The sequence below is a fragment of the Legionella norrlandica genome (assembly GCF_000770585.1).
Lineage (GTDB): Bacteria > Pseudomonadota > Gammaproteobacteria > Legionellales > Legionellaceae > Legionella > Legionella norrlandica.
On record NZ_JNCF01000112.1, the window covers coordinates 1 to 2,015 of the forward strand.

A 2,015-nucleotide genomic window follows, 5' to 3' on the forward strand; every position below is an offset into this window, starting at 1 on the left:
GCGATCTTGGTATACACCGTGACTCCTTTCGACACGGCCTTTCGCTTGAGGAGAATAAGCTTTAATTACCTCTATGCCGAGTGTTTTGCACGCTTTTGAAAAATGCGTTAACCATGCCGGTTCTACTAAATCGTCTTCACCTGCATGACGAAGTGACTTCGGTGAAATATATAAACTCTTCAAATCAACGTAGATAGCCATCGGAATGCCATGCAATTTTATCCACCATTTTAACAACCGAAATGCAGCGTCTGTTGTTTCTCCTGTATCCAGTAACGCTAAAGTCTTACCCGTTGCATCATCGATTAAATTCATCAAGCATTGCTTAGTCTCTATACCTGTAAACCAAGCATGTATTGAACCATCTAATTGCAAGAGCTCACCAAATCGTGAACGACGTGTTCGTCTTGAACGATGAGCCTTACGTTGGCGTTTGGGAAACCACAGGCCTGCCGCTTTTAACCAGATGCGAAGGGTCTCCGCATGCAACTTCAGGTTATCTTCCTCTAAAAGTTTTTCTGCTGCCAAAGTTGGACCAAAATCCCAATATTTTTCTTCATACAATGACAACACTGTCTTTTTCATCTCTAACGAGAGGGCTCGTGCTGATGGTTTGCCTCGGCTTCGATGGATTAATCCAGAAGCACCTTCCTTTAAATAACGTTGATAGGCACGCTTTGTTTGGCGATATGATAAATACAATCGCTTTGATGCATCCAGCTGCGTTATTTGACCAAGCTTTACTAAATCAAAAATGCTTTTGCGTTGTAATTCTTTTTTACTCATAATCAATAGGTCTCCCATTCCCTGGACTCCCTTTTTGTCTGTCAACTTAAAGAGTTAGTCCACGTTATTTGGGGGACATTTTCATTTTGGGCTTAGGGGGACATTATCATTTTGGCGCGACACATTTGTTTCGAAACCTGTTTGTTTCGACACTATATGATTATACAAAAATAAATTTTCTTAGGAATTAAAAAACGCGGAAGTCAGGAAAACCTAATATCAAAAATAGAGTAGATGAATCAGTCGAGCTAGCGGTCAAGGAATATGCGATAGCATTTCCAGCACATGGTCAGCAGCGTACGAGCAACGAGCTTCGTAAACAAGGTATTTTTGTTTCTCCTAGTGGTGTTCGTAGTATTTGGTTGCGCTATGAACTTGCCAATTTTAAAGACCGTTTAAAAGCATTAGAGGCCAAAGTAGCCTCTGAAGGGATTATATTAACAGAGGCGCAAGTTAGCGCTTTGGAGAAAAAGAAATTTGATGATGAAGCATGTGGTAAAATTGAAACAGCCCACCCTGGTTACCTCGGCTCTCAAGATACTTTTTATGTAGGAACGCTTAAAGGAGTCGGTCGTATTTATCAGCAAACCTTTGTTGATACTTACAGCAAAGTAGCTTTTGCCAAGCTTTATACGACAAAAATACCGATTACCTCAGCAGATATACTCAATGACAAAGTCTTACCATTCTTTGAGCAATACAACTTGCCCATACTGCGAATTTTAACTGACAGAGGCACGGAATATTGTGGAAAGGTAGAGCACCATGATTATCAGCTTTATTTGGCGATTAATAATATCGACCATACGAAGACAAAAGCAAACTCACCACAAACAAATGGAATTTGTGAGCGTTTCCATAAAACGATTTTACAAGAGTTCTATCAAGTAACATTTCGAAAGAAAATTTACGAATCAATCGATGAATTACAAAAAGATCTGGACGAATGGATGGATTACTATAATAATCAACGAACTCATCAAGGTAAAATGTGTTGTGGACGTACTCCAATGCAAACTTTGATAGAGGATAAACAAATCTGGATGGAAAAGTTTATAAACTAAATTTGACCTGACAGACACTTCTTGAAAAACCGGTAACTGTCAGATCAAGTTTGAACTACTACATCTTAATGAATATGATTTAAACAGAACTGCCATGGTTACAAATTTGCACATCGCTATGAATTTGGCTGCGTAAATTTAAATCATTCAGCGCTCTAGGAGGAC

1 protein-coding gene and 1 pseudogene are annotated in these 2,015 nt (G+C 39.2%); one reads left to right on the forward strand and one right to left on the reverse strand.

Annotated features, from left to right (window positions below; genetic code table 11):
* On the reverse strand, positions 1 to 804 hold an 804-nt coding region (locus OK13_RS13585), incomplete at its 3' end, for an ISNCY family transposase (protein WP_035891696.1).
* A gap of 194 nt (positions 805 to 998) precedes the next feature.
* Between OK13_RS13585 and OK13_RS13590 the strand changes: the two are divergent.
* A pseudogene (locus tag OK13_RS13590) lies at positions 999 to 1,875 on the forward strand (IS481 family transposase); the annotation flags it as partial.
* Positions 1,876 to 2,015: the final 140 nt, after the last annotated feature.